Genomic DNA, 25,628 nt, shown 5'->3' on the forward strand with positions numbered 1-25,628 from the left:
CTGTGTTACTATTAATTATAGGACATTTCTGAATTTTTCAAATCGAACAAACTTTATCAACAACCCCCACTTAAAGTGGTGTTATAAAACAAATTTGAGGAAAGTGAGTCTACCTTTCTCTCTTTTTATGAAAGTTTGACTAAATAATATAAGTTAAAGTGCCAAAAAAAATCCCGTTTGTGAAAACATTGAATGAGATTTAACTTTTACCAACTTTATGTAATAATGAGATTAATTCGGAGGGATTTAATATGAAAATAGGAGATATTATTAAATTCAAACGGATTGAACAAGGAATTAGCCAAGAAGAACTAGCACAAGGAATATGCACCAATTCCTATTTAAGTCGTATTGAAAACAACCACGTCACACCAGACGAAGAGATCTATCGTCTGCTACTTGGAAAACTTGGAGCGGACTATGATGAGGTTATCTACAGCTCCATAGAAATGGAAAAAGATCTCGATGACTGGTACGCGCATTTAACTAAAAAAACTCCTTTAAAAAAGGAGTTATCACATTATTTAAACCTCGAGAGTCAACTTAACCAAGGTTTAGTTATTAAATATAAAATCATCTATTCGCGTTATCTTTTAACTATTGAAAAATACAATCAAGCGAAAGAGATTTTGGATGATGTGTATCAAGTTTTACCTAGTCTAAATAATTATGAAAAATTTATTTTCATCAATACTTATGTAGTTTGTTTTACTATTTTAAATAAAAATGAAGATGCAATTCAAATTTTCGAAGAGTATACGCAAGACCACAATATCAATTACGGTACAAAAGAAGAACATGGAAATTTATATTACAATATCGCTCTTTGTTATAGACGTATTCGTTCCTATAAAGCTTGTATTGATTACGCAAAAAGAGCTTTAAATGAATATAGTGACCAATATCATCTTAACCGAATGGTGCAGACTCTGGTACTTTTAGGTATTGCATATAACAATATCTACGAATGGGACAAATCGATTAAATATTATAAACAAGCCTTACATATTGTGGAACAGCTTAATATTTTTTCTGATTATGAAAAAATTATGATTTATAACGACTTAGGTTATTGCAGCGAGTGTCAGAATCAATATTATGATGCTATACATTATTATCAATCTTCCTTAAAAATTGAGCCAAATAACTTTAATATATTATCGAATTTAGCAAGAACTTATTATAAAATTGGAGATTTTAAAGAAGCAAAAGTTTACTTAAATAAGGCAAATCAGGTTATGGAATCTACGAAAGTGAATGATTCATATATCATTTCTAATAATCTACTGAATTGCTTATTATTTATAGATTACAAAGATATGGATGAAATATTCACAACCTTAAATTCTAATTTTCCACATATCGTAAAAAACCGTATCTATGAATTAATCATATTCTACTCAAAAGAATTTGGTGCGATATTAGAAAAACATAAGTTTTATAAAAAAAGTAATGAGCTCTATAAATATGCCTTTGATGCTTACGCAAATCTCTTAAAGGGAGGTGAAAAGAACAATGTCTAACAAAATGAAAAAAATAGTTCTAGCACTTGCTTTAGTATGTGGATTCGCAGTTTATACTGCTTCTCCTACAGAAGCTTCAATCCATGAAATCGATCCAAAACCAGCTCTTAAACCAATGAGTATCGGAATTGGTGGATTCACATTGGATCGCTAATTATTGTAAACCTTCTAATTTAACCATATTTCGTTAAAATGCCACTTTGGTCTGAACTTGCATTGTTCAGATCCTTTTTTTATTTTGGAAGATAAATACGATTGTTATTTAATATATTTATATTACATCATCTATTAAGGGAGCCTTGTATTGAAAGTTAAAATAATGCATGTCGCTAGAGTTTTCTTGGGAATTATCTTTTTAGGTGCTGGCATTAATGGGTTCATAGTAGGGTTCGGCTTTGACCCAATCGCCCCTACTAGTCCTGCAGCAATGGCCTTATTTGAATTTGACTATTTGTTATTTGCGGAAAAAGGACTTGAAATCATTTGTGGGATATTATTATTAGCTAATCGTTTTGTCGTTCTCACACTTGCTGCATTATCTGCAATTATCGTAAATATTTTACTCCTTCATATTTTCTTAGATTGGTCGTTACTACCGCTAGCCATTGTGATGTGTATAGCTTATGGTTATTTGGTTTATTACTACTGGCATTACTTTAAACACTTATTTGATATGAAGGCGAAACAATCTTAATCGTTCAACTAATAAAACGCTTGAATTATGCGAGTACCCTCTTTAATAAAGGCAACCATTCTTCAAGCGTTTTATTTCTGGAGCATCTTATTTAGATCTTCCCTACTTCAATCAATAATGCTTAACGAGCTTGGTAAACCCGTAACTTTTCATTCAACTTACGATACACAACCTTCATTTCAGGCTCTGTGCTCGCTTCCACCGCTTCATCTATCTCCATCCAAGCGATATCGCTATTTTCATCAGGTTTAATTTGCGTTAATTCATCTTCATCAGCTTCTAGCAAGTATGTAACATTTAAGTGGACATGTGTTGCAACATGCTGCCCTCGCTTTTCGTGGGCTGGGACTCCTAAAATTTCGATAGAATAAATATCACTTGAAACAGGCTCTACATTTACTAACCCTGTTTCTTCTTTCGCCTCTTTTATGGCTACATAAAGTAAGTTCTCTTCCCCATCTGCATGTCCACCAACCCACGACCATGAATTATAGATGTTATGATACGCCATTAATACTTTCGTTCGTTCTTTATTTACTAACCAAGCAGACGCTGTAAAATGAGCAAACTCATTTTCCCTCGTTAACAAGTTATCAAATGTATCCATATAACGGAGGATGATTTCTCGGTCCTTCTCTTCTTGTGCATTGCACGGGGTATACTCTTGAAATTGTTTTTTTAGATTCATACAGTACTCCTTTTGTTACTTCTAATAATTGCTTCGTTTTAATTATACATTATCTTAAATAATAAAAGCCTACCCACAACACGTGGACAGGCATTTAAACCAGCTCATTATTTTTCTACAATCGCAAAGTAGTTTCCTTCTTCATCAGCAAAATTAAATACTTTTCCTTCTGGTACATTAACTATTACACCAACTGTAATACCTTTACTCTTAAAATCTTCATAAACTTGCTCAAGATTGTCTGCATAAAACAATAAAGAAGGTGTACCTACGTTTACTTCAGGCTCCAGTTTTGCAACTAGTTCCTTGTTTTGTAGAACAAAACTCGTTTCCGCGCTCTTTGTTGGAGCGATTTCATACCAACTCATCCAAAACTTTATGGCAGCCTCTTGGTCATTCACATAAATCATCACTTGTCCTAGTTTTCTAATCATCTGCTACACCCTCTCATACCAAGCATTAGTATCAAATGATTATTATTTTGACAAACTCATTATGCTTTCAACCGTCATTGTATATACAGAGATTTATTCATACATAAACTGATAAATAAATCGTCGGTGGCTTCCAACCATTTGTTCTGGCAATTCATTACTCTTAAAATATTGAACATCTACCGTTTCAGGTGTTTCGAACTGAATTTCTCCTTTGACTTGGTCTGTTATAAACACAGCAGTTACCGAATAAAACTCGTCACCGTTTTCACCTTTCACATAGGTATCTTCACCAGAAAACACCGCTAACAATCTTAAGTTTTGAATATGTAAGCCAGTTTCTTCTAATACTTCTCGAATAGCCACTTGTTCAAAACTTTCACCTAGATTCATCAACCCACCTGGTAATCCCCATCTTCCTTCGGGTCGTTTTTGTAGTAATACTTCACCTTTGTTATTGCGAATAATTACAACAGCCCCTGGTAAAATTAACGGCTTTGTCCCTACGTGTTGCCTTAAATACTTATAATATTCCATTTGTCCTATAGACCCCTTTTATTTATCTTCAAATTTATCATTTTGTATTATATTTAGAGCCAAAAAATCTTTCTTAGCATTTGTCCTTGTTTCACATCTATTTCATTCTAACAGTTAATATGTATGGTGCAATAAACTAAAAACAATAAGTGAATGTCCCTACAGTAAATAATTTTCAAGAATATAATAAAATGATACAAAATTTGGAGTAATTATTTTTAGTATGTAAGCGTATACAGTAATATATGTCGCTTGTGATGTTCACTGTGTATGTCTCTTCTTGGATCGCTATTGCAGTGGCTCTTAGATTTTTTGATAATAGTTGTTCTAATAAGAAAAAAGTTGTTAGTTATTATAACCCTTTTCATACACCTCACTTTTAGTCGATTCCTTATTCTAGGGATCGACCTTTTTATTTTGTTCTTCATTGTTTCGTGAATTTTTGACATGTTATGTGGTATTCTGTGAATTATTTCCTTGGAAATAATCGGATTTTGTTACTGAGTGGTCAAAAATAAGAATTAATATATCAAATTCCGACAATTTAAAAGTTTAAAACGCACGGAAATTGACACCATGCGTTGCATTAATTTATTGTTCAAATGACTTGAAAATTTTTTTAATTCGCTTTCTTTGAGGTTCTGTCATGTACGGTTCTCTTTCTTGTAAAACTTGAATGAACTCCTCTTTATTTTTTTCATTAACTGCAATCAACGTACTTTCTGCATGTTGTGGCACTTCTTTTGTTCTGCAGTTTTTTAAGTGTTCAATTAGGAACGGAAATATTTGCTCGTTATTTTCTTCGCTAGAAGCAGCCAATTTTGCTAGTGTAATTATCCCTTTATCCACTGTTATAACCGAACCAATTTTTATAGCAAGTTGAATTTCGTGTAATTGTTCCATAAGTAATTCCGTCTTTAACTCAGCAATGGTTGTTATTGCCTGCATTGCTCCCCACACCATCCGATTGTCTCGACTTCTCAACAGCTCAACAAATACAATCGCATGATCACTAATTAATTCTGGCTTTACTTGTCCAATTTCGTAAGCAACTTTTATACAATCATGTCGTATTTTTTTGTCTTTGTTGGAGAGGTTCTCAATAATTTCATGAATCCCTGTTTTATTCTCACTTGCAAGTTCCTGTGCGAGCTCAATATTCGGTTCTTCATCACGGCGATCAAGCTGTGATGCTAATTTGTTTATTATTGTCATTCCAAGCTCCTTCTTTATTTTATTCAAATAGTAAAAACCTGTCTTTCTCCTGAAAAAGGAGGCAGTGAAGATTTCACTGCCTCTATTTATTGCAATTATATATTAAATTTCATTTTACAAATGCTTTAATTGGTTCTTCTTATTATCAAATCATAAGTATTTGAAGTGTAGGTTTCGAATAACTATTACCCTCTGAAACTTCTGCATCAAGTTTCACTATATCCCCTTCCATTAAAGGAACCAATTGACTTGAAAAGAGATGTTGAGAAGTATTTGTCTCTAATACTGAAGTCGATGGTATGAATGAATCATTCACTACAATTTTGAATTTTACTGGATTCGCTGCCCCATTTAACACTTTGCACGAAACTGAATAGCTAACTTGGTAAACCCCAGTTTTACTAACTTGGAGCCCTCCATCTTTATTGATTATATCTTCATGACGAGGACTAAACACTTGGAACTTAACATTGCCACTTACACTACTATCAGCGTCAGAATAAGCAAAGCCATATAACCGATCTTCAGTTGGATCAGGTTCAGGTTCAGGGGATGGACTTTCACAAGGACATTTACACGACGGATCATTCATAGCATCTAGAATATACTTTAACTCTTTATTCTTAAGTGTTAGTAAGCTTTTAATTTCGTTTAAATCATTTTCTATCTTTTCAATACACGGATCACATATTCTCTTTCGATTGCTAACTACCCTTTTTAACATATGATTTAGGATGCTTTCCTGTTTTTTAATTTCTGATATTAATCGGTACATTGACCAGCACACCTCCTGAACTGGATTGAATTGAAATTGCTCGTGTCGCGTCTGGTTGAACGGTTGAAGGTTCTACTCGATATTCCCATTCACCTAGCGCATCTGTAACAACTTGGGCCAATACAGTACCATTTAACGTGTTTCCTATATAGATTGTAATTGTTGCACCGTTTACGTTAGAAGTTCCTGCTATTCTCCATTCACTATCACCTGTTCTAAATTGAACTCGAGTAACTGTGATGACATCCGCAATTGAAGAAATTTGAACTGTATCAGTAGATGTTCCACCTGGACCTGTGACAGTTAATTGGAATATTAAAGTCGCATTTTGATTTGGGAAAGTGAATGAAGCCGTTGCTGAATTCACATTATTTAATTGAACTGTAGGGCCGGATATTTGTAGCCATTGATATGTCGAGACAACCCCGGTAGCACTACCAGTTAGCGTCACTAATGAACCTTGTTGAACCGTTTGATCTAGTCCAGCATTGGCACTAGGTGGTGGCCCAATATCGACTACATTTATTACTACTGTATCTGAAGATGATCCTCCTTCTCCAGTTACTGTTAATTGAAAAGTTAACGAAGTATTAACGTTCGGTGCGATGAAAGTTGGGTTAGACGTATTCGCCCCTGTTAATGTGACTACTGGATCCCCTGAGATTTGCACCCATTGATAACTAGTTACTGTACCACTTGAGTTAGCTCCATTTAATTGAACAGTGGATCCAAAAAATACCGTTTGATCTGGTCCAGCGTTAGCTACCACCCCTGTTGGAGGCGTTACTTCGCCGTCTATTGTCACAGGTACCGTCCGACTTCCTCCCCTAGAAGATACAATTGTCACATTTGCAGGAACAATATCTGTTAATAAAGATAAAGGGCCTGTTGTCGGTAACTGTAAATCGAATTCAGTTACAGTTAAAGTGACTTCATGAATTGAGTCGCTTGATGTAGCAGTAATTGTAAGGGTTTCAGTAATCGTATTGTAGTTTGCAGCCGCAGTGATGAAATCAACTGGTTCCACTTCTTGAACGCTGGTCGGGTCGTTATCACCGAGATTTGTAACTGTTATACTACTTGGTGGTTCTGCCCCTTCATATGACACTCGTGCAAAATAAAGTCCATTTCCACCTACTAATAAAGTAGGATTCAATCCACTACCAGTTACTTGAATACTCTGTGGAGTCACATCTGAAATTGCGAATACATCAATCACCCCACCTGTTGCATCACTTTGTGTATACGTTGCCCTCGTTACTTCAACACCAGAAATCGTTGAGATTTTTCCAGATACATTAAAAAGATTTGTTTCAATCGTGTTTATTGGATCTAAGGGTGATGCAAATGGTGAACCAATACCAATGCCCGGACCTTGAATTCTAAAAATATTCTCCACAGGGCTACCAGTAATTTCGTGTTCTATAGTTGGATCACCAATATATCCTTCTGGCGCAAGTGGTTCAATGGATGGATCCCAAGTTACAAAGGGGAAAACTTTAGAATCCAACGCCATCTCAAAGTTACCACCATTCATTCCACCAATATCTTCTGTAAAATTGATTTCACCGCCACCATCACCATCATCTTCTGCTACAAAAGATTGGATTCCGTAAGGGTGTGTGACAGTATATGTCTCACCAGCTACTAACCCATCCACTCGAATTCGAACACGACCGAATACAATTTGCTCTCCATGATCCGGGATTTCATTTACAAACGCAGCTTCTAACGCCAAAACTAAGCGTGCTCTCATTGCGTCTGTTCGCATTTCTGCTTCTGCAGTAAAATAAAATAACTCTCCAGGAAAATTATCTGGAAACGAAATTGGTGCAGATGGATCTGGTAAATCTGCACGAGTTACGATATTAAATGGATCGTCTACATCGGTATTTAGCATTAGCCGTAATCCATTATCATCTTTATACCAAACGGGAAATCCGTTTAATGCATTTATAGGACCAACTGTAGGCATTACGTTTCTCCTTTCATAATTCAGTTAAATGTAGATGTCTTACATACTCTTAATCTATGAAAAAAATTTTAGTGAAGCTAAGCCTTTGACTAGTATGCCGTTTGCCAAATTCTTCATTTTCAAAATTTAAATTAATATGTTGTCACAATCCATTAGCTATCCTCGTTATGAATATGAAAACAAATTTAGGGGGTACATTAAACTGACGAAACAATGGGATGTTGTAATTATTGGCGGAGGTTTAGCTGGGTTAGTCTCAGCAAATTTTCTTGCAAAGTCGAACTTATCTGTTTTGGTTTTAGAAAAAGGAAAAACGGTTGGAGGTCGAGCAAAAACAGACCGGATTAGTGATCAGCTCTTTAATATTGGTCCTCATGCTCTTTATAAAAAAGGAAAAGCAAAACTGATTCTCGAACAAGTAGGTATCAAGATACATGGCAAATCTCCGAAACTAGATGGAATATTGGTAGACAAAGAAACCCATTACAGAGCTCCCTTTAATCTAGTTGGGGTTTTCACGACTCGCTATTTCAATATGAAAGATCGTTTTCATTGGTTAAAGGCTTTACTTACTATTTTAAAAATGAAGTCTGATTCTCTATCACAACTAACTTTCTCACAATGGGTGGAACAAATAACACCTTCAAAAGCAGTACAATCTGTACTCTTACTACTTGCAAGATTATCAACTTATTGCAATGCACCAGATCAAGTGAGTGCGAAAATCGTCGTATCGCAATTAAAATCCGTTATGAGTGGTGTACTTTATCTGGACGGTGGATGGCAATCTATGATTGATCAACTACACAACAAAGCTGTTTTGCTAGGTTCGGAAATTCGTTCTCATCAAACCGTAAAACAGATTATTCCATCTAAACAAGATAACGCTTTTGAAATTATTCTTGCTAACGGTGAAAGCATTTCTACTAAAAATATACTCTCTACAATTAGCCCACTAGAGTTACTAGGACTACTTGGCGAACATGCACCTACTGCAATGAAAGGAATCTTCTCAAAATTTACACCTGTAAAAGGCGCTACATTCGATGTGGCATTAACCCAACTTCCAGACCCCACAAAACTTTTCGCATTGGATTTAAATGACCCACTTTACTATTCTGTTCATTCAACTTATGCTCGTCTATCTAACGATCCAAAAAACATCATTTTACATGTATTTAAATACCTTCAGCCTGATGAACAAGTAGACGCTAAAGTTGTCAAATTAGAACTTGAACAATTTCTAGAGAAGGTTCAACCCGGCTGGAAAAGATACGAAATTACAAGCCGCTTCATTCCGCATATTACAGTGAATGAACGCTTGCCATTGCCTGAAGATGAAACGCGACTAAATAGTTCTAAATCTGCAATTCCCGGACTATATTTAGCTGGAGACTGGGCCTCCCCCGACAGCATTCTTTCAGAAGCGGCCGTCACAAGCGCAAAGCAAGCGGCATTAGAAATCATTCAAAAAGAAAAGAGCTGATTCTTTTGCAAATTAGTAATGATGAATATAAACAATTAAAACCTTTACTATTTTCTATTAGTTACCGGATGTTAGGTTCAATTTCTGAGGCAGAAGATATTGTGCAAGAGACTTTCTTAAAGGCTTATCAAGTGGATATGGAAACGGTGGAGAGTAAAAAAGCATATTTATGCAAGATGGTCACAAACCGTAGCCTTGATGTGCTAAGATCTGCGCGATTTAGGCGAGAACAGTACATTGGTCCTTGGAATCCAGAACCTCTACTGAAGGAATTGGATAGAGACGATGATCCCTTGAAAATATTTCTCCAAAAAGAAGGTTTAAGTATCGCCTATTTGCGAATGATGGAACATTTGACACCTAATGAGCGTGCTGTTCTTGTATTACGGGAAGTTTTTGAGTTTTCTTATAAAGAGCTTGCTAATATTATTGAAAAAAGTGAGGATAACTGCCGTAAGATTTTTAGTCGTGCGAAGTCTAAAATATCACGTGTAGATGGAGAAAGTCTTCATTACGAGAAAAATAAATCTATCGTAAACCGCTTTATTGAAGCATTCCAACAACAAAAAACGGATACCCTTCTTGAGCTTCTATCCGAAAATGTGACGTTATACTCTGACGGAGGTGGAGTTGTTCGAGCAGCGATTCGACCAATTTCTACACTTCCGAATGTTTCTGCCTTTTTACTTGGTATCTTAAAGAAAGCCCCTGAAGATTTCGCAGTTGAGGTGAAAAACGTGAATGGCCAACCAGGTATTATCATTTATCTTAATGGTCAGCTAAGTAATATTATTAGCTTCTTTATTGTTAATGAGCGGATTGAAGACATTTATATGACATTGAACCCTGATAAACTGCCGATTGGAGATTAAGATAGTTAATGATGCCGAGTTGCGAACGAGATTTAGTTTAAAACGGATTTCATAACACTGGTCAGGACCACTTTTGTACGAAATTCAACTCAAAGTGGTCTTGATTATGCCAATCAGAACCACTTTCGGGCCAAACTTTACTCAAAATGGGCTTGATAACGCCGATCAGAACCACTTTCGGGCCAAATCCTACTCATAATGGTTCTGATAACGCTCATCAGGACCACTTTCGGGCCAAACTCTACTCAAAACGGGCTTGATAACGCCGATGAAGGACTTTTCAAAACAAAATCCTACTTAAAATGTCTTTCATAACACCGATGAAGGACTTTTCTGAGCGGAATCCTACTTAAAATGTCTTTCATAACGCCCATGAAGGACTTTTCAAAGCGAAATCCTACTTAAAATGTCTTTCATAACACCGATGAAGGACATCTCAAACCTAATTACTTACCCAAATGTCCTTCATCCCCAACTAATTTCACGAATCACTATCAATTCAATCAATCCACTCACTCAACTTCTCCCCTCCATATCCAATATCTGAATGATTCCAATATGGTGCATGTTTCGTTATAATAGAAACTATGCGCTTTGAATTTATGCATGGAAAATGCTTCATTCATATATTAGAAATTTAGAAGGAGGAACCTTCATTGACTATCATTAAAGGTGAAATTTTTGAAACAGAAATTCGTCAATTAGATCCAAAAGGTTCTGGACAGGCCGTAGTTTGGAGAGAAACAGGCGAAGTAAATCCAAAAAAAATAAAGCTCACAATTCCCCAAACTTTACCTGGCGAAAAAGTGAAAGTATCGATTGAACGTCCTGACAAAAGAAGAGTAAAAGCTTTAGCAGAAGAAATCCTAGAAGCTAGCCCTGAAAGAATCGGACCGGAATGCCCTCACTTTGAACTTTGCGGAGGTTGTGTATGGCAACACTGGCAGTACGAAGGCCAATTAAATCACAAAACAGCATACGTTAAAGAAGTTGTAGGAGCACAAGGTTTTGACCCTTCCCTAGTAAGAGATACAATTGGTATGGACAACCCTTGGCGCTATCGTAATAAAATGGAGTTCACTTTTTCAAAAGAAGGAGAACTTGGTTTACATGAGCAAGGTAACTTCCGAAATGTTATTTCTCTTGAGACTTGCTTAATTGCGAGAGAAGAAATGGTTGAAGCAGCTCTAGAGGTTGGGAAATGGGCGAAAGATCACAAACTTCCTGGCTACAACAAAGACGAGCACGAAGGATTACTTCGTCATCTAATGGTTCGTCAATCATTTGCAACAGAAGAAATCATGCTTGCTCTATTTGTAACAGAAGCTCCTGAAGGTGAATTAGAAGAAGCGGTTAAAGATTTAATTGCCCGCATTACAGAGAAATTCCCTAAAGTGCAAAGCTTATTATGGCTTGAAAATCGCGACTGGGCTGACAGAACTCAATCTGAAAAAACACATGTGTTAGCAGGACGTGACTTTATTTACGATGAAATGTTAGGTTACCGCTACAGACTTTGGTTTGATACATTCTTCCAAACAAATCCAACACAAGCACAAAAGCTAGTTGAATTAGCATTGGAAATGGGTCAACCAAAAGAAACGGAAAGTATGATTGACTTATTCTGTGGGGTTGGTACATTCTCCCTTCCATTCGCTAGCCGAGTTGGAAAGTTAGCAGGTATTGAAATCGTAGAAACTTCCATTGAATCTGCTAAACGTAATGCAAAGGATAATGGGATTGATAATACGTTCTTCTTAGCAAGAGATGCTAGACATGGCTTAGTTGAAGTATTAGAAACTTTTGGTGTTCCTGATTTATTAGTAGTTGACCCACCGCGCTCAGGTGCAGGTGGTAAAGTAATGCGTAGAATTGGCCGTACACAACCATCACGCATTGTCTACGTTTCTTGTAACCCAGATACATTTGCTACAGATATTAAAGAATTAGCACCATTTGGTTATGAGTTAGTTACAGTTCAACCAGTGGATCTTTTCCCACATACAGTACATGTTGAATGTGTCTCACTATTAGTTAGGAAAGAAGAAAATTAATAATTTCGGGGTCCAGTATTGGAAGTAAAATCTCTTCCAATGCTTGGACCCCTTTATTTTTATAATAACGAATAAATAATTAACCAAATCGCTGGAATTAAATTAATCGCAATAGATATGCTTCTCTTATTTATATGAAAATACCATGCAATAATGGTGCAAATAATTACTGCAACTGGGTAGAGTGTAATAATCATAAAATATAATGTATTTTGAGAAGTCGGGTCATGCATTATCAATATAAAGGCCAACACCCAGAAAAAAAGCCAAGGTATTAAAGATACAAAATAAATGCTTTGCGTTGCAATTAAATAAAGCTTCATCCTTCTCCCCCAAGGTATGTGATGTCACAAGCAAATCAAAAAGTTATCTCATAATATAATCTACGTTCAACTTAGGACGAGTATGTTTAATTTTAACGTAACGATAAAAACCGTATTTGGTGTACTCAAATCATTGAGTTATCTTTCCAAATACGGCTTTTAATTAAGTTGAAAGATTTAGCCAAAGAACCGAATGAGCAATAATCCAAAGTATTGGTACAGTATTCATAATGAGGGATCGAATAGGTTTTTGATTATGACTTTTCCAACTATAAAATGCACAACTAACGATTAGAAGAGGATATCCTAAGACTGGTAAGAATAAAATCCATAGAACAATATCGAAGGTCAGATTATTTTCTAAAACTGCTAAAGCTAGCATTGCCCAACGGAACCATGTTAGCAAAGTGAAAATGTATATTATTTGAGTTATAACTAAATAGATTCTTAAGAGAATTTTCATACGAACCTCCAACAGGAAGACATTTTTCCTTTTCAATGATTTATTGTAATTTACGAAACTACGAGATCCAGTATGTTAATATTCTAAAATTCTTTAGCAAAAACTTTACTAACTTAAAAAAACCGTATTTTAAAAGAGAATCCCTACTAAGAGATTTCTTAGAAAATACGGTTTTTTATATAAAACTTTTATGTATTTTTATACTTTTTTAATCTATTACTCATATTTTATATTTTTTTTGCATATATGAAGAATAGAATTCATTATTAACTAACATACTAAAGATAAATATATTTTCATTGAATGGGAGTGAGAACATTTGGAAACTTGGAATCAATTACTAATTAGACTAGTGCAACAAAACCCTATAGAAACTGCTATTCTTTTATTTACAATTTTTTTACTAGTCATTGTCTGGGTAAGATTAAATAAATTGGTCAAAATCGATTTAGCAAAGGATAAGCGTGATGCAACAGAAAAAGCGATTACGTATGCCGATCGTTTCACCGAAACAATTATCCCGCATCTACGAAAGTATAAGGCAAATGTCTTTGATTTAGCGTACTATGACAATTCTTTTGTATCGGATGTAAAGGGAATTCATAATTTCAGATACGATTTCCCCTTAACTAGAGATCAAGTAGCGACTAGAGAAGAGTTTGATATTCACGAAGCACTGTATCACCTGAAGACAATTTCTACAGGAATTCAACACGGTCGTGTCGATAAAGATGTTTGTTGCAAATTGTTTGGTCAAGAATATTGTGAAGCAGTAGAAGTTTACTATGATATGATTCTACATGTTCGTAAAGAAGATAATAAAGCTTACGATCAAGTTATTTCTTTATACCAAGATTGGCGTAAGAAATTCACTAAAATTAAACCTAGTAAAAGTTATGAATATTATCCAGAAAAACGTATGAATGAAAATCCCCTTTCCGTTTAGGAATGGGGATTTTTTACATTATATTATGAGTTAGATAATTAATATTTTTAATATAACAATTAATATATTTCATAAAATAGTAATTAACTATTCCTCATTCTCTCATATACTCAAAAACTTAATAATAATCACTGTTAGAAAATGTTTATTTATTAGGAAAAACATGTTAATATGTAATTATTATTGAACCACTCTAAATTTTCATATAATTTATGCATCCTTTACAAGTTTATACATAGTAATAAATTTAATTTTCAGAATCTTATAAATGTTGATTTTATGATATTCATATGAATGCGAGGTGCTAGTTTTTGGTTCTCCCTGCTTTACCTCTTATAGAGGTCATAGTTCTTTTCTTTACACTTTTTTACACATTACATATTATTCCGACATATAAAATGATCTTTATATGTGCAACTTTTATATTCATCCCATCCATAGGGCTACAATTTTTAGGTTATGAATTTATAACTATAGCCTATATTTCAATCTGCACATTAATCTTTTTTAACTATGCTTCTAAATCTATTAGAGCTTTTGTCGATATGTGTTCACTAGTCTTCGGAGGAATTATTACTGAACACATAGCCTTTAGATTATCGTCCTTATTAGTTTTAGAAGGACTAATGTTTTCGTACATATATATTTCTCTTTATTTAGTTACATTTTTCACTTTCACATACTACTATAAAAAGTTTATATTAAGAGTAAATCCTACTATAGTTGTTTCGGTGAAATCGCGTCTATTTATCGTTTTCACATCAGCATTAACTATCACACTTTTATGTTTAAATAGTATAAGTCTTGAACTTAACCAAGAGCTCATTATTTCAAGGGTTAAATTTGTATTAGAAGGAGTATATTTTTTTAGTATGATCGTTTTGTATAGAACATCTACAAAACGTATTGAAATTAAAGAAAGATTAGAACGACTCGAAATAGAAAATAAACAACATATGAATTACATGAATTCACTAGAAAAAATTAATAAAGAAATGCAAAAATTCCAGCATGACTATTCAAATATTTTACTATCGATTCGAGGTTACTTAGAAACTGATAACCTACCTGGATTAAAACACTATTTCCAATCGCATATTTTAAAAGCAGAACAAAATACACTTTTTAAGAATGAAGCTTTTAATAATCTAGACAATTTAAAACTCGTTGAATTAAAAGGTTTGCTAGCTACAAAAGTAATCCAAGCAGACCAACTTGGAATTAGGTTAGTTGTTGAGATTCCTGAACCGATAGATTCAATTGACATGGATATCATTGATTTAACTCGTATTATTGGAATACTAACTGACAATGCAATAGAGGCTTGCAGCAATCAAACGGACCCTCAAATTAGCATTGCATTCATGAAAACAAATAATAATTCGACTTTAATTTGTATTGATAATACTGTTGAGGAATTTAAGATTCAACTAGATGATATTTATAAAGAAAACTTCTCTACTAAAGGAAAAAATCGAGGTATTGGATTAAATAATGTGAAAGACATTCTGAAAAACTACGATGCTGTCGATCTAACTACTCAAGTTGAAGATGGTTGGTTTATGCAGGAACTAGAAATTTCTATTAAGAAATTCGCTCTCTCTATATAAGACATTTCATTTATATTTAATCAAAATACGCTTATCCAAACTTGCTGGATAAGCGTTTAATATGTCTACTAGGACAGTTCTCCCCTATCCAAAGTAAACAATTTCCTTATTCTTCACGTTTTAAGCTAAAAGTGGTCACAATCTCACTAGATTTTTTTCGTTCACGCGCTTTAGGTATATCATCAAAATAACCTAATTGAAGCATTGAAATAATCCTCTCTCCTGATTTAGCCCCAATCACCGAGCGAAACTCAGGCGCATCTAAGTATTCTGGTGTTTTCCAACATGATCCTATTCCTAAATCCCAAGCAAGTAGTTGCATGTTTTGAATCATAGTACTTGCAGCAGCATAATCCTCTAACCGAATCTTTTGACGCACATCCTCAGGGACAATTACAAACACATAGGCACCAGGTGTCGTAAACTTTTGCATCTGTTTTTCTAGCGATTCAGCAGTTAGTTCTCTCCATTTCGGTATTGCAGTATCTCTAAGTAATTGCTGTAGATCCTTCAATTCATCTCCACACGCCACTACCATTCGCCATGGCTCACGATTTTTATGATTTGGCGCCCATACGGCATCATCGATTATTTGCATTAATTTTTCACGCTCAACCGGCTGACCATTGAACTTCTTTATAGAACGCCTTTCTACAATTGCTTTTCTAATCGATAAAGATTGTTCACTCATTTTATTTTTCTCTCCTTAACAACGTTGTTGTCTCCAACAAGTTTATCCACTTTCATATTACAGAATTTCTGTAATAGTATCCAAAGTTATTACTTTATTTTTTAATAAGTCCGTTCACTATGCATCTTTAGACCATTTCTACATCCAAACATCTAACAGTAGATAAAAACGTTAGTTAAAGAAATTAATTAAATACATCATCAATTTTATAATAATAGTAAATCGTGTTTGGCGTATATGCCCTTGAGTTTCTGTAGTCGTAAAGTCGATCTGCACTATTCACTGTATGTGCATGAATATACGGAACACCATTTACCATACTTGTCACAATCGTTGTATGGTTAATTCTACCGTCCCCTTCAAAATCGTAACAAATGACATCACCAATCGTTAATTCTGAAGGTGAGTTAACCCTTTTTGCTGTTAGTCCTGATTTTGAATTATCTAAGTGTAATTTAAATGCATGCGACACAGACCAACTATAACTCCAAGTTTCTCTAGCAAAAACACCGGGTCGATTGGATTGCCAACCATCTGTAATCCACCATCCTCTACCACGGTTTGGCATTCCTGTCATAGGCGCTCCACCTGCCCTCAAACATTGAGAAATAAAATTCGTACAATCATCTGTAAACGCCGGGTACCTTGGATTTCTTCCGTTCCACCACGTTCTTGCATATTGTACAGCTGCTAGACGATTATAAACTGTTGGAATCTTCGTCCCTCCTCTCTAACATCGTATGCATGTGACACATTTAATCTGCTAAATCGCGCTAATTTTTTCGTATTTATTGCTAAAGCTTAAATCTGCAATGCTAACGCTATCCTCGAAGCAAAGAAATAACTCAAACGTTCTTTATTTGTTATATCATTTAAAATTAATGTTCCATTCTCATTTCTTTGCTTCTGCGACGCTAACGCTATCCTCGAAGCAAACAATTCAGTCAATCAGAGTTTGACTGAATTGTTTGTAACCAAAATGAAACATTAAATTTCATATAAAATTTACCTTTCTCGCTAAAATAGATGATATATTATCTAGATATAAATCATATTTTAAGTTGCAAATGTAAAGTGTAAAATTAAAGATGTTAAGCATCCGTTTACTCCCTCTTTAGCTTCTTTTTTCCTATGTTAAATTGGGTGATGTTTTCTAAACGGTTGCTACGGGGTAAAGGAAGAATTGATGTGAAAGGGTGTTTTGAATTGGCGCAGCACGCTGAACGAGAAATTATGGAGCGCACCCGTTTATGCGATAAAAATGGGAATTTAAATCCACTAGCTATTGGCTATGCTCGGAAACCATTAATTGATTGTAATTTATCAGGCCATTTTATGCGGAAGAAGAAATGGAACTATTGGTGCATTTTTGGGGAGGAAATTTTATTCTCTGTAACAGTTAGTCATTTAGACTATGCTGCGGTTTGTTTTGTTTATTTCTTAGAATACGAAACACAACGGTTCATCGAAAAAACGATCACTATTCCACTCGGCGGTAAATTAAAAATGCCTACGAATGTTTTGGAACCCGTTCAATTCTCCAATTCGGAACTAACAATAAGCATTACACACTTGCAATCGACTACCTATTTATCCGTCTCTTCCAACAACTTTGAAAATGACTCCCTCCAAGCAGAGTTAATCATTCAACATCCATTAGAAGACGAAACATTAAATGTAGTCATTCCAAGAAATCGTAAAGTATTTCAATTTACTGCAAAGCACCATACATTACCGACAGCTGGGTTTGTTAAACTAGGAAATCGTACTTATAAATTCAGCGGAGAAGAATGTTTTGCTGTTTTGGACTTTGGTCGTGGAATTTGGCCACGTGAAGTGACTTGGAATTGGGCAATGGCTTCACAATTTGTAAGAAATCATCGTGTTGGTTTGAATTTTGGCGGGCAATGGACTGACGGGACTGGAATGACGGAAAATGCGATCTTCATTGATGGAAAAATGACAAAAGTTCATGAAGATGTTGTGTTTACTTATGACCGAACGGATTTTATGAAACCTTGGTATGTGACTACAAAATTTTCAGATCAGGTGATGCTCACTTTCCATCCATTTTTCGAACGTGTTGCAAAAAATGAACTGAAAGTCGTAAATTCTGAAGTCCATCAGTTAGTTGGCTACTATAACGGACAAGTAAAATTAGAAGATGGTAGCACATTTTTAATCCAACAAATGCTTGGATGTATTGAAGAACATGTGGCAAAATGGTAAAAACATTCCCCTTGCTCTATTCATAGTATTGAAGTAAAAAAAGAGCCTTTTCCTTAGAATTACCTTTGGAAAGGGCTCTTTATTAATTCAATATACTTAACATCCAGAAAGGCGATTAATCGATTTTGCAAGGAGTAATGTACGCTCTGGAAGTGTGTCTATTTCTAGATATTCCTCTTCGCTATGCGCATTTCCACCAACTGGGCCAAGACCGTCGACAGTCGCTACTCCAGTTGCTGATGTAAAGGAAGCATCTCCTCCGCCTCCAGTGGCCGTATTCTTAACTTTTAGACCGATTTCTCCACCAACATCTTGGATAATATGCAGTAGTTGTTCTGTTTTATAATTGAATTCCATTGGCGGACGATTAATTGCGCCTTCAAGATGAATTTCCGTTCCAGAAACTACTGTTTTAGAACATATTTCTTTAATTTTCTGTTCTAAATAGGCTGCCTGTTCCATTTCAGATATACGAATATCCACATGGGCTACTGCATTTGCTGAAACAGTATTTACTGAAGTACCACCTTCTATTATACCAACGTTTACGCTAATTCCTTTTTCGTGATCATTTAACTGGTGTAATTGAATAATCTTATAGGCAAGCTCTTCAATCGCACTTCTACCTTTTTCTGGTTCTATACCTGAGTGTGCAGCTACACCTTTTACTATAATATCGTAACGACCGCCACCTCTTCTTGCCGTTACAAGGGAGCCATCCTTTCTCGCAGGTTCCATAATTAAAGCATATTCTTTTCCAATTGAATGTTCTTCAATTAATGGACGGGATGTTATAGAACCGATTTCTTCATCCCCATTTAATATAATTTGAATGTTTTCAACACTTTTTGACCCTATCTTTTGCAATGCTTTAATAGCATAGATTAACTCAACCTGACTAGCCTTCATATCTACAACACCTGGTCCGTAGGCTCTGCTACCTTCTATATAAAAAGGACGTTTGGCAACAGTGCCTTCCGGAAATACAGTATCCATATGAGCAACTAATATAATTTTCGGATCTACAGCATTTTTATGTTGAATAACTAAGTTATTTCCGTACTCTTTTTCTTCCTTAACCTCTACTAAAAAACCAAGCTCTTCATACTTTTCCTTCAATATGGACCCAACTTGGTCTACACCTTTTTTATAATAGGAACCACTATCTATATTGACAAGTTGCTCAATTAGTTGAAGCATCTCTGTTTTTTTCTCTCTTAAGAAAGTTTCCACTTCCACCATCTCCAAATACTTATTTTTCTATTAGTACCCCATGCCCTTTCTCCAATGGGAAATGACACGCTACAAAATGGTCTGGCTTCTCTTCAATAAGACTTGGTTCTTCACTACGACATTTATCCTGTGCATAAGGACATCTCGTATGGAATCGACAGCCTGAAGGTGGATTTGCTGGACTTGGCATATCCCCTTCTATAATAATACGATGCTTTTGGTCACGGAGTGTCGGGTCAGGGATTGGAACAGCCGCTAATAATCCTTCTGTATATGGATGTAAAGGCTGATCGAACAATTTTTCTTTTGTTGTAATCTCAACGATTTTCCCAAGATACATAACTGCCACTCTATCACTTATATGTTTAACCGCCGGCAAACCATGGGCAATGAAAATATAAGTTAATTGGAACTCTTTTTGTAGTTTAGACATTAGATTAAGAATCTGTGACTGAATTGAAACGTCAAGGGCAGATACAGGCTCATCACAAATGATTAACTTAGGTTTTAAAGCAATAGCTCTTGCAATACCAATTCTTTGTCTTTGTCCACCACTAAATTCATGTGGATATCTTCTTGCGTAAGAACGGTCCAACCCAACGACATCCATTAATTCATATACCTGATTTTCTAATTCTTTTCCTTTAGCTACACCGTGGGTTTTTAGGGGCTCTGCAATAATATCAAATACTCGCATCCTTGGGTTTAATGAACTAAAAGGATCCTGGAAAATCATTTGGATTTCAGCTCTTTTTTTCCTTAGAGCTTCGCCTTTTAATTTACTTAAATCAACGCCTTCAAAAATGATTTCTCCCTCTGTTTTGTCTAGCAGTTGCATTATTAGATTACCAGTTGTAGATTTTCCACAACCTGATTCACCAACGATCCCCAAGGTTTCACCTTGCCTTACAAAAAAGTCAATATTGTCTACAGCTCTTAAATATTGCCTTTCCTTTTTAAACAATCCTTCAGTTACGTCAAAATATTTCTTTAAACCCTTTACTTCTAGTAAATACTCTTCTTTCTTAGTTTGTGTTTCTACTTGTTCCAGCTTTTGTACCATCTAGATTGCCACCTCTCCTTCTTCATGGAGCCAGCAACGGACTTGGTGATTCGGTCTAATTTCTTTTAACTCCGGTTCTTCTGAGAAACACTTGCTAGTTGCTAGCGGACAGCGTGTTTGGAATCTGCAACCTTTCGTTATCGTTCCAGGTGCCGGTACTGTCCCTTCAATTGATTGAAGTTCATCTTTCAACTCATGAATTTTCGGTGTACTGTCAAGTAACCCTTTAGTATAAGGGTGCTTAGGCTCCTTAAAGATCGTATAAACATCCGTATACTCAACAACCTGTCCAGCATACATAACAATAACTGTATCAACCATTTCTGCAACAACACCAAGATCATGGGTAATTAACATAATGGACGTATCATTTTCATGGATTAGGTTTCTCATTAACTGCAAAATTTGTGCTTGAATCGTTACATCTAGGGCCGTTGTAGGCTCATCTGCTATTAATAGTTTAGGGTTACAGGAAAGGGCCATCGCAATCATAACTCGCTGCCTCATACCACCACTTAACATGTGCGGGTAAGATGAATATACTTTCTCAGGTCTAGGGATTCCCACTTTCCTAAGCATCTCGATACTTTTAACCTTTGCTTCTTCCTTACTCGCTTTTTGATGTAGTTTAATAGATTCAGAGATTTGATTTCCTACTGTAAATAATGGGTTTAATGAAGTTAAAGGTTCCTGAAAAATCATCGCAATTTCATTTCCACGAAGCTTTCTCATATCACGGTTTGAAATAGTTGTTAAGTCTTTTCCTTCAAACAATATCTTTCCATCCACAATCTTCCCTGGAGATCCAACTAATCCCATGATAGATAGTGATGTAACACTTTTACCGCTACCTGATTCACCTACAACCGCAATAGTTTCCCCTTTCTTAATTGAAAAAGAGACACCATCAACTGACGGAACCACTCCATTCTCCGTATGAAAATAGGTTTTTAAATCTTTAACCTCCAATAAAGCTTCTGTCATATTCAAGACCCCCTCTTCATATCTACTGGTGTTATTTGTTTTATCATGTATTTATTCCAAGATAATACTTTTTATTATTTCGCTGATCTAGGATCAAGGACATCTCGTAGCCAATCTCCTAAGAAGATAATCGCAAGCACTGTAATTGTGATTGCAAGCCCTGGGAAGGTTGCTAACCACCAGCTAGTAGCTATGTAATCTCGACCGTCACTTAAAATTCCACCCCACGATATTGTTGGAGGTTGAATTCCTAAACCTAAAAAGCTTAAAGAAGCTTCAAGAATAATAGTTGTCGCTACACTCAAAGTAGATATAACGATAAAAGGTGAGATAACATTTGGAAGTAAATGTTTTAGTATAATTTTATTATCACGAACACCAATCGACTTGGCTGCTTTTACAAATTCACGTTCCTTAATAGATAGTACTTCTCCACGAACAAGACGTGCATATTGAACCCAGTTTGTAATACCTAATACAACAATTAATGTAGTAACACTTGGTCCGAAAATACTTAAAATAACTAGGGCAAATAAGATTGTTGGAATAGCTAAAAATGAATCTACTAATCGCATTAACACATTGTCTATAAAGCCTCCGTAGTACCCAGCTACTAAACCTACAAAAACACCTATCACTCCTGCAAGTGCAACTGCTGCTAACCCAACAGCAAGGGAAACTTGCGAACCATAAATAATTCTACTTAAAATATCCCGACCAAGATTATCTGTGCCTAAAATATGCTCCATAGACCCTCCCTCGAGCCAAAATGGAGGTTTAAGCATTGCAGCGGGATTAATCATATTTGGATCATATGGTGCAAGGTATTTTGCGAAAATAGCAACTAATATAACAGCAAGAACAATAATCAACCCGAAAGTTCCTGTTTTACTTTTTAATAGAAGGCGCATCCAACGGACAAAGCCATTAGTTGTTTGTTTTTTCTCGACTGAACTTACAACTTGATTTTGATTTTGAGTCTCTGTATTTACCGACATATGTCCTCCCCCTTCTAGTACTTAATTCTTGGATCTAGTATTTTGTAAAGGATATCTGCTATTAGATTCATAAGGATAACAATAAACGCAATTACAAATACACTTGCTTGTACAATAGCCATGTCTCTCGTATTTACAGCTTGGATTAGGAGCTGTCCTAAACCTGGCCAAGAAAATACAGTTTCAGTAACAAGCGTACCACCGACTAAAGTTGACGTCTGTAGTGCAGTAATTGTCACTACCGGAATTAGTGCATTTCGGAATGCATGTTTATTAATAACAAAGAAATTTCTTATCCCTTTACTTTTAGCTGTTCTAATATAATCCTGATTTAGAATCTCAAGCATGCTCGAGCGAATTAGCCTTGTCATTTCTGCAGCAATACCAGTACCTAATGTGATTGCTGGAAGAACTAGATGGCTTAGATCTCCTCTTCCTGATACAGGGAACCAGCCCAGTGTAACTGAGAATAATAAAATTAACATAATACCTAGCCAGAAGTTTGGCATCGCTTTCCATAATACCGCTCCACCTGTTGCCAGGAAATCTACTGGGGAGTTCTTTTTCGTCGCAGACCAAATACCAAAAGGAATTGCTATAACAATTGCAATAATCATCGCAGCTATTGCAAGTTCGAGGGTGGCTGGAAGCCGTTCAAGGACAATTGGTAAAGCACTTTGGTTATAACGGAATGAGTCTCCAAAGTCTAATTGCACTAGTCCTAACATGTAAGTAAAGTACTGAATGTGGAATGGTTCATTTAAACCTAGTGATTCTCTAAGTAGTTCAATATCTTCTTGGCTTGCATCCTCTGGAAGCATCAATGCAACTGGATCACCAGCTACAAAGACTAGACAAAATACAACAAAAGAAATAATGAAAAGAACCGGAATGACTTGCAATAGACGTCGAATCAAATATTTACCCATCTTCTCACCTCTTAGTGTAAAGGACTAAGGATTACTCCTTAGTCCTTTTTAATAAATATTTATTTTCTTTTAATATTTTTAGCGTTAATCATTTCATCTGATGTTGGAACGAAATCAATTTTGTCACTTACACCGATGTTAATTTTTTCTTGATAAAGCTTAATGAATGGCGCTTCTTCAGCTGCAATTGCTGAAATTTCTTGAATTTGTTTTTCACGTTCTTCTGGATTCATATTTGAAGCAGAAGCAGCTAACAATTCTTCAATTCTATCGTTCTTGTAATCTGTATGACCTGCCATACGTTCAGCACGGTACCAGTCAACAGAATAAGCACCATCAAACATTGAATTTCCTAATCCAAGTAGATATAATTCTTTGTTTTCATTTGCATTACGCATTTCAACAAAGTTACTCCACTCTAAAAACTCAACATTAACTTTTACATTAATAGCTGCTAGCATACCAGCAATCATCTCTGCTACTTCAGCGTCTTGTAAATAACGGCCACGTGGAGCTTGAAGCGTAATCTCAAAGCCGTCTGCATATCCCGCTTCTTCAAGTAATGCTTTTGCTTTTTCAACGTCATAATTGTATGTTTCATAAAGATCCGGGTTATGACCAAAGTTACCAGGGCCTACCATTGTAGTTGTAGGAACCGCTCCGCCTTTAAGAACAACATTTGCTAATGTTCCATCATCAATTGCATAATCTAATGCTTGACGCACACGTACATCTGCAGTTGGTAATCCTTCAGTTGAACGAACAATTAACATGATTACACGGTTTGAAATTTCTTGTACGATCGATGTACCTTCATTTGAATTTACACGATCCCAGTCAGCCGGTGGAATGTTAACAGCAATATCAACTCCGCCAGTAAGTAATTCAGATACACGAGTTGAATTTTCAGGAATTACACGGAATACAACCTCATCCCACTCTTCAACTTTTCCTTCAAAATAGTTATCGTAAGGAACTAAAGTAATACGATCGTCACGAACCCATTCTTTAAACTGGTATGGGCCTGTCCCAACTGGATTTGAAAGGAAGTGGTCAAAGCCGTTCTCTTCGATATAGTTCTTTGGAAGAATACCAGATCCTAAACGTGAAAGTCTGTGAAGTAGAGAAGGTTCTGGAGCATGTGTAACAACTCTAAATGTTAATTCATCAATAACTTGTACTTCTTTAATTTGTTTATAGTTTGGATATTCTCTAAGCGTATCGTCTGTTGCTACTCTTTCTAACGTATACTTTACGTCTTCAGAAGTAAGTGGGTCACCATTGTGGAAGGTAACACCTTCTTTTAATTTCATCTCAATTGTTAAATCATCAATAGTATTATATTCTTCAACTAACTCAGGGTAGATTTCCCCATTTGCATCTTTTTTGAACAAGTAATTGAACATGTTGACATGAATTGCTTCTGTAGAAGTATTGTTATGATTATGGATATCAAAAGATACCATATCCGAACCAACAGCAACTGTTAAAGTTCTGTCAACCTCGCCGTCAGCTTTAGTATCTGTCCCTTTTTGTTCACTATCAGTTGTCTTACTATCAGTTGATTCATCTGTAGTTGTTCCACCAGAACAGCCTACTAATAGAATTGCACTGAATACAAACAGGAAAATTCCCAAAAGTGATTTTCTATTCATCATTTACCCCCCTAGTATTTTTTAGCGTCTTTTAATTAAATATAAGATTAATATTATTTAATAATATTAATATTCAAAATATTAAATCATTTTTTTCTACATTTCAACAAAATTTTTAATATTTTGTGTAATGCTGTAAGAGTTGGTTATATAGATATATTTTTACTAATAAAATAAGAACGCCCCATAGTCTGGTAGTAGGCTGTTTTAAAAGTTTACATACCAAATATGGAGCAACATAATTTATATCT

At 35.4% G+C, this 25,628-nt stretch carries 25 protein-coding genes; 9 read left to right on the forward strand and 16 right to left on the reverse strand.

Translation table 11 applies throughout. The features are described from left to right. Positions 1 to 251 precede the first annotated feature (251 nt). The 3 genes from CRO45_RS16485 to CRO45_RS16490 all read left to right on the forward strand — a co-directional run bounded on the left by CRO45_RS16485 (position 252) and on the right by CRO45_RS16490 (position 2,217). Positions 252 to 1,523: a tetratricopeptide repeat protein gene (locus CRO45_RS16485; RefSeq protein WP_097150725.1), complete on the forward strand. Its 1,272-nt coding sequence runs from the start codon at positions 252 to 254 to the stop codon at positions 1,521 to 1,523. After that, positions 1,516 to 1,677, forward strand: coding sequence for a hypothetical protein (locus CRO45_RS20140; protein ID WP_170949532.1), 162 nt, complete (start codon positions 1,516 to 1,518; stop codon positions 1,675 to 1,677). The genes CRO45_RS16485 and CRO45_RS20140 overlap by 8 nt, the downstream gene beginning before the upstream one ends. A 150-nt stretch (positions 1,678 to 1,827) precedes the next feature. After that, complete coding sequence (locus CRO45_RS16490) at positions 1,828 to 2,217, forward strand: hypothetical protein (RefSeq protein WP_235864634.1); 390 nt, start codon at positions 1,828 to 1,830, stop codon at positions 2,215 to 2,217. A gap of 121 nt (positions 2,218 to 2,338) precedes the next feature. Here CRO45_RS16490 and CRO45_RS16495 read toward each other — a convergent pair whose 3' ends face one another. The 6 genes from CRO45_RS16495 to CRO45_RS16520 all read right to left on the reverse strand — a co-directional run bounded on the left by CRO45_RS16495 (position 2,339) and on the right by CRO45_RS16520 (position 7,841). After that, a complete protein-coding gene (locus CRO45_RS16495; RefSeq protein WP_097150726.1) occupies positions 2,339 to 2,905 on the reverse strand; it encodes an NUDIX hydrolase in 567 nt (188 codons plus the stop codon). Positions 2,906 to 3,012: 107 nt separating this feature from the next. Then, complete coding sequence (locus CRO45_RS16500; RefSeq protein ID WP_097150727.1) at positions 3,013 to 3,339, reverse strand: VOC family protein; 327 nt, start codon at positions 3,337 to 3,339, stop codon at positions 3,013 to 3,015. A gap of 93 nt (positions 3,340 to 3,432) precedes the next feature. Further along, positions 3,433 to 3,876 (reverse strand): NUDIX hydrolase, encoded by a 444-nt coding sequence (locus CRO45_RS16505; RefSeq protein ID WP_097150728.1) that lies wholly within the window; start codon positions 3,874 to 3,876, stop codon positions 3,433 to 3,435. 591 nt (positions 3,877 to 4,467) lie between these two features. Then, positions 4,468 to 5,091, reverse strand: coding sequence for a hypothetical protein (locus CRO45_RS16510; RefSeq protein WP_235864635.1), 624 nt, complete (start codon positions 5,089 to 5,091; stop codon positions 4,468 to 4,470). A 145-nt stretch (positions 5,092 to 5,236) separates the two neighbouring features. Then, positions 5,237 to 5,866: a hypothetical protein gene (locus CRO45_RS16515; RefSeq protein WP_097150729.1), complete on the reverse strand. Its 630-nt coding sequence runs from the start codon at positions 5,864 to 5,866 to the stop codon at positions 5,237 to 5,239. Beyond that, positions 5,841 to 7,841, reverse strand: a complete 2,001-nt coding sequence (locus CRO45_RS16520) for a PKD domain-containing protein (RefSeq protein ID WP_097150730.1) — start codon at positions 7,839 to 7,841, stop codon at positions 5,841 to 5,843. Before CRO45_RS16520 ends, CRO45_RS16515 begins: the two co-directional genes overlap by 26 nt. 136 nt (positions 7,842 to 7,977) lie before the next feature. On the opposite strand from CRO45_RS16520, the gene CRO45_RS16525 reads away from it, so the two are divergent. The 3 genes from CRO45_RS16525 (at position 7,978) to rlmD (ending at position 12,253) form a co-directional block, all read left to right on the forward strand. Next, positions 7,978 to 9,327, forward strand: coding sequence for a phytoene desaturase family protein (locus CRO45_RS16525; RefSeq protein WP_235864636.1), 1,350 nt, complete (start codon positions 7,978 to 7,980; stop codon positions 9,325 to 9,327). A gap of 5 nt (positions 9,328 to 9,332) precedes the next feature. After that, entirely contained in the window at positions 9,333 to 10,199 is an 867-nt protein-coding gene (locus CRO45_RS16530; RefSeq protein ID WP_097150731.1) for an RNA polymerase sigma-70 factor, read from the forward strand. 656 nt (positions 10,200 to 10,855) lie between these two features. Further along, positions 10,856 to 12,253, forward strand: coding sequence for a 23S rRNA (uracil(1939)-C(5))-methyltransferase RlmD (gene rlmD, locus CRO45_RS16535; protein WP_097150732.1), 1,398 nt, complete (start codon positions 10,856 to 10,858; stop codon positions 12,251 to 12,253). 59 nt (positions 12,254 to 12,312) lie between these two features. Here the strand turns inward: rlmD and CRO45_RS16540 are convergent, their stop codons facing one another. Both CRO45_RS16540 and CRO45_RS16545 read right to left on the reverse strand, forming a co-directional pair. After that, positions 12,313 to 12,576: a hypothetical protein gene (locus CRO45_RS16540; RefSeq protein ID WP_097150733.1), complete on the reverse strand. Its 264-nt coding sequence runs from the start codon at positions 12,574 to 12,576 to the stop codon at positions 12,313 to 12,315. 163 nt (positions 12,577 to 12,739) lie between these two features. Continuing rightward, on the reverse strand, positions 12,740 to 13,039 hold the full coding sequence (locus CRO45_RS16545) for a hypothetical protein (RefSeq protein ID WP_097150734.1): 300 nt from the start codon (positions 13,037 to 13,039) through the stop codon (positions 12,740 to 12,742). A gap of 319 nt (positions 13,040 to 13,358) precedes the next feature. On the opposite strand from CRO45_RS16545, the gene CRO45_RS16550 reads away from it, so the two are divergent. Together CRO45_RS16550 and CRO45_RS20145 are read left to right on the forward strand one after the other, a co-directional pair. Further along, positions 13,359 to 13,985, forward strand: a complete 627-nt coding sequence (locus tag CRO45_RS16550) for a hypothetical protein (RefSeq protein ID WP_097150735.1) — start codon at positions 13,359 to 13,361, stop codon at positions 13,983 to 13,985. A gap of 872 nt (positions 13,986 to 14,857) precedes the next feature. Then, positions 14,858 to 15,595 (forward strand): sensor histidine kinase, encoded by a 738-nt coding sequence (locus CRO45_RS20145; protein WP_170949533.1) that lies wholly within the window; start codon positions 14,858 to 14,860, stop codon positions 15,593 to 15,595. A gap of 106 nt (positions 15,596 to 15,701) precedes the next feature. Here the strand turns inward: CRO45_RS20145 and CRO45_RS16560 are convergent, their stop codons facing one another. Next, positions 15,702 to 16,286, reverse strand: coding sequence for a nitroreductase family protein (locus tag CRO45_RS16560; RefSeq protein WP_097150737.1), 585 nt, complete (start codon positions 16,284 to 16,286; stop codon positions 15,702 to 15,704). 184 nt (positions 16,287 to 16,470) lie between these two features. Then, positions 16,471 to 17,001: an amidase domain-containing protein gene (locus CRO45_RS16565; RefSeq protein WP_097150738.1), complete on the reverse strand. Its 531-nt coding sequence runs from the start codon at positions 16,999 to 17,001 to the stop codon at positions 16,471 to 16,473. Positions 17,002 to 17,492: 491 nt separating this feature from the next. On the opposite strand from CRO45_RS16565, the gene CRO45_RS16570 reads away from it, so the two are divergent. Continuing rightward, positions 17,493 to 18,515 (forward strand): DUF2804 domain-containing protein, encoded by a 1,023-nt coding sequence (locus CRO45_RS16570; RefSeq protein ID WP_097150778.1) that lies wholly within the window; start codon positions 17,493 to 17,495, stop codon positions 18,513 to 18,515. Between the two features lie 96 nt (positions 18,516 to 18,611). Here CRO45_RS16570 and CRO45_RS16575 read toward each other — a convergent pair whose 3' ends face one another. The 6 genes from CRO45_RS16575 to CRO45_RS16600 form a co-directional block, all read right to left on the reverse strand. Then, positions 18,612 to 19,757 (reverse strand): M20 family metallopeptidase, encoded by a 1,146-nt coding sequence (locus CRO45_RS16575; protein WP_408057167.1) that lies wholly within the window; start codon positions 19,755 to 19,757, stop codon positions 18,612 to 18,614. A 10-nt stretch (positions 19,758 to 19,767) separates the two neighbouring features. Further along, positions 19,768 to 20,811 carry an ABC transporter ATP-binding protein gene (locus CRO45_RS16580; RefSeq protein WP_097150740.1) on the reverse strand — a complete coding sequence of 348 codons (1,044 nt, stop codon included), beginning with the start codon at positions 20,809 to 20,811 and terminating at the stop codon, positions 19,768 to 19,770. Then, positions 20,812 to 21,795 (reverse strand): ABC transporter ATP-binding protein, encoded by a 984-nt coding sequence (locus CRO45_RS16585; protein ID WP_097150741.1) that lies wholly within the window; start codon positions 21,793 to 21,795, stop codon positions 20,812 to 20,814. It abuts the gene before it with no gap. A gap of 74 nt (positions 21,796 to 21,869) precedes the next feature. Then, a complete protein-coding gene (locus tag CRO45_RS16590) occupies positions 21,870 to 22,793 on the reverse strand; it encodes an ABC transporter permease (protein WP_097150742.1) in 924 nt (307 codons plus the stop codon). Positions 22,794 to 22,807: 14 nt separating this feature from the next. Then, a complete protein-coding gene (locus CRO45_RS16595) occupies positions 22,808 to 23,722 on the reverse strand; it encodes an ABC transporter permease (protein WP_097150743.1) in 915 nt (304 codons plus the stop codon). A gap of 59 nt (positions 23,723 to 23,781) precedes the next feature. Further along, positions 23,782 to 25,377 (reverse strand): ABC transporter substrate-binding protein, encoded by a 1,596-nt coding sequence (locus tag CRO45_RS16600; protein WP_097150744.1) that lies wholly within the window; start codon positions 25,375 to 25,377, stop codon positions 23,782 to 23,784. Positions 25,378 to 25,628 lie beyond the last annotated feature (251 nt).

This window comes from Ureibacillus acetophenoni (assembly GCF_900220965.1).
In the GTDB taxonomy this organism is placed as follows: Bacteria; Bacillota; Bacilli; order Bacillales_A; family Planococcaceae; genus Ureibacillus; species Ureibacillus acetophenoni.

What these genes read in the sequence shown, in the direction of transcription:
- CRO45_RS16505 (WP_097150728.1), bottom strand. Translation starts at nt 3,876, where the DNA reads ATGGAATATTATAAGTATTTAAGGCAACACGTAGGGACAAAGCCGTTA.
- CRO45_RS20145 (WP_170949533.1), top strand. Translation starts at nt 14,858, where the DNA reads ATGATCGTTTTGTATAGAACATCTACAAAACGTATTGAAATTAAAGAA.
- CRO45_RS16595 (WP_097150743.1), bottom strand. Translation starts at nt 23,722, where the DNA reads ATGGGTAAATATTTGATTCGACGTCTATTGCAAGTCATTCCGGTTCTT.
- CRO45_RS16515 (WP_097150729.1), bottom strand. Translation starts at nt 5,866, where the DNA reads ATGTACCGATTAATATCAGAAATTAAAAAACAGGAAAGCATCCTAAAT.
- CRO45_RS16510 (WP_235864635.1), bottom strand. Translation starts at nt 5,091, where the DNA reads ATGACAATAATAAACAAATTAGCATCACAGCTTGATCGCCGTGATGAA.
- CRO45_RS16585 (WP_097150741.1), bottom strand. Translation starts at nt 21,795, where the DNA reads ATGACAGAAGCTTTATTGGAGGTTAAAGATTTAAAAACCTATTTTCAT.
- CRO45_RS16495 (WP_097150726.1), bottom strand. Translation starts at nt 2,905, where the DNA reads ATGAATCTAAAAAAACAATTTCAAGAGTATACCCCGTGCAATGCACAA.
- CRO45_RS16590 (WP_097150742.1), bottom strand. Translation starts at nt 22,793, where the DNA reads ATGTCGGTAAATACAGAGACTCAAAATCAAAATCAAGTTGTAAGTTCA.
- CRO45_RS20140 (WP_170949532.1), top strand. Translation starts at nt 1,516, where the DNA reads ATGTCTAACAAAATGAAAAAAATAGTTCTAGCACTTGCTTTAGTATGT.
- CRO45_RS16485 (WP_097150725.1), top strand. Translation starts at nt 252, where the DNA reads ATGAAAATAGGAGATATTATTAAATTCAAACGGATTGAACAAGGAATT.
- CRO45_RS16540 (WP_097150733.1), bottom strand. Translation starts at nt 12,576, where the DNA reads ATGAAGCTTTATTTAATTGCAACGCAAAGCATTTATTTTGTATCTTTA.
- CRO45_RS16560 (WP_097150737.1), bottom strand. Translation starts at nt 16,286, where the DNA reads ATGAGTGAACAATCTTTATCGATTAGAAAAGCAATTGTAGAAAGGCGT.
- CRO45_RS16600 (WP_097150744.1), bottom strand. Translation starts at nt 25,377, where the DNA reads ATGAATAGAAAATCACTTTTGGGAATTTTCCTGTTTGTATTCAGTGCA.
- CRO45_RS16500 (WP_097150727.1), bottom strand. Translation starts at nt 3,339, where the DNA reads ATGATTAGAAAACTAGGACAAGTGATGATTTATGTGAATGACCAAGAG.
- CRO45_RS16575 (WP_408057167.1), bottom strand. Translation starts at nt 19,757, where the DNA reads ATGGTGGAAGTGGAAACTTTCTTAAGAGAGAAAAAAACAGAGATGCTT.
- CRO45_RS16545 (WP_097150734.1), bottom strand. Translation starts at nt 13,039, where the DNA reads ATGAAAATTCTCTTAAGAATCTATTTAGTTATAACTCAAATAATATAC.
- CRO45_RS16580 (WP_097150740.1), bottom strand. Translation starts at nt 20,811, where the DNA reads ATGGTACAAAAGCTGGAACAAGTAGAAACACAAACTAAGAAAGAAGAG.
- CRO45_RS16520 (WP_097150730.1), bottom strand. Translation starts at nt 7,841, where the DNA reads ATGCCTACAGTTGGTCCTATAAATGCATTAAACGGATTTCCCGTTTGG.
- CRO45_RS16525 (WP_235864636.1), top strand. Translation starts at nt 7,978, where the DNA reads ATGTTGTCACAATCCATTAGCTATCCTCGTTATGAATATGAAAACAAA.